2 protein-coding genes are annotated in these 1,805 nt (G+C 69.5%); both read right to left on the minus strand.

Annotation, left to right across the window (positions count from 1 at the left end; translation table 11 throughout):
• Positions 1–836, minus strand: an 836-nt coding sequence (locus H5J30_RS30815; RefSeq protein ID WP_181790768.1) for a carbohydrate ABC transporter permease, incomplete at its 3' end; no start/stop codon positions are given.
• Positions 836–1,792 carry a carbohydrate ABC transporter permease gene (locus H5J30_RS30820; protein WP_181790770.1) on the minus strand — a complete coding sequence of 319 codons (957 nt, stop codon included), beginning with the start codon at positions 1,790–1,792 and terminating at the stop codon, positions 836–838. The genes H5J30_RS30820 and H5J30_RS30815, both read right to left, overlap by 1 nt.
• Positions 1,793–1,805: the final 13 nt, after the last annotated feature.

The following is a 1,805-nucleotide window of genomic DNA, read 5'->3' on the forward strand; positions in this document are numbered from 1 at the left end:
GCGAGCATCCCGCTGACCAGGCGGCGCTGGAGCAGTGCGAAGAACAGCAGGCTGGGGATGGTGGCGAGGGTCGCGGCCGCGGCGAGCGGGCCGAGGTCCACGACGCCCTCGGCCCCGAGGAACTGGGTGAGGATGACCGACATCGTCTGATTCTCCGGGGACTTGAGCAGCACGAGGGCGAAGAAGAACTCGTTCCAGGCGGTGACGAAGGAGAACATCAGCGTCGCCACCAGGCCGGGGGCGAGCAGCGGGAGCACCACGCTGACGATGGTGCGCAGCCGGCTCGCGCCGTCCACGGCGGCGGCCTCCTCCAGGGAGACGGGCACCGCCTTGACGTAGCCCTGGAGCATCCAGAGCGAGAAGGGCAGGTTCCACACGACGTAGACGAGGATCAGCCCGGGCAGCGAGTCGATCATCCGCGCTTCCTTGAGCAGCATGAACAGCGGGATGATGATGAGCACGAACGGGAACATCTGGCTGACCAGGATCCAGCCGGTGGCCGCCGTGGTGACCTTCGAGCGGTACCGGACCATCGCGTACGCGGCGGGCACGGCGATGGCGACGGCGATGAGGGCGGCGCTGCCGGCGACGAGGAGGCTGTTGGCGGCGGACCGCAGCAGCGGCTGGGCGTCGAAGGCGGCGCGGAAGTTCTCCAGGGTGGGGTCCTGGGGGATCCAGGTGGGGTCGATCTTCCCCAGCTCCTGCGGCGACTTGAAGGCCGTGGAGATCAGCCACACCAGCGGGAAGGCGAGGAAGACCAGGTAGGCCAGCAGGGCGAGGTACTGCCCGGTGCGCCCGGCGGCGCGCTTGGTGCGCAGGCTCGTGAGACTGCTCATCAGCTTGCCTCCTCCTTCAGTCGCTTGCGGAGGAACAGGGTGAGGAAGACCGCGATGACGGCGATCATCGCCAGCCCCATGGCGGCGGCGTAGCCGTACTGGCCGTAGGCGAACGCCTCTTCGTACGCGAAGAGCATGGGCAGCCGGGTCTCACCGCCCGGCCCGCCCTGGGTGAGCACGAAGACGAGGCTGAACGAGTTGAAGTTCCAGATGAAGTTGAGCGCGGTGATGGCGATGACCACCGGCCTGATCGCGGGCCAGGTGACGGAGGTGAAGCGGCGCCAGACGCCGGCGCCGTCGAGGGCCGCGGCCTCCTTCAGCTCGTACGGGACGTTCTGCAGCCCGGCGAGGAGCACGACCGTGGTCTGCGGCATGCCGGCCCAGACGCCCACCGCGATGACCGCGGGCAGGGCCAGGGACAGGCTGGTGAGCCAGCCGACGTTCTCGTCGATGAGGTGGAGCCGGCTCAGCGTCTCGTTGAGGATGCCGGCGTCCTGGTGGTAGACCAGCCGCCACATGATGCCGACGACGACCTCGGGCATCGCCCAGGGGACGAGCGCGAGGGTGCGTGCGAACCAGCGGAAGCGAAGGTTCTGGTTGAGCAGCAGGGCCAGGCCCAGCGCGAGCGCGAACTGCAGGGCGGTGACGCAGAGCGCCCATATGAGCCCGATGCGGAACGAGTCCCAGAAGAGGGTGTCGTGCCGCAGGTCGGCGAGGTTCTGCACGCCGATGAACTCGGTGGGTTCCGTACGGCCGGCCTGCGCGTCGGTGAACGCCAGCGACGCGCCGTACAGCAGCGGGCCGACGCTCAGCACCAGGATGGGTATGAGCGCGGGCAGCAGCAGGAACCACGCGCCGCCGTCGAGGCCGAGTGCGGCCTTCCGGGCGCGCGGTGTGCGCGGTGGCGGAGTGCCGCGGCCGGCGGCCTTCGGTGGGGGTGGTGCGGCAACGCTCATGCGGACTTCGCGC

The organism is Streptomyces phytophilus, from assembly GCF_013870535.1.
Lineage (GTDB): Bacteria > Actinomycetota > Actinomycetes > Streptomycetales > Streptomycetaceae > Streptomyces > Streptomyces phytophilus.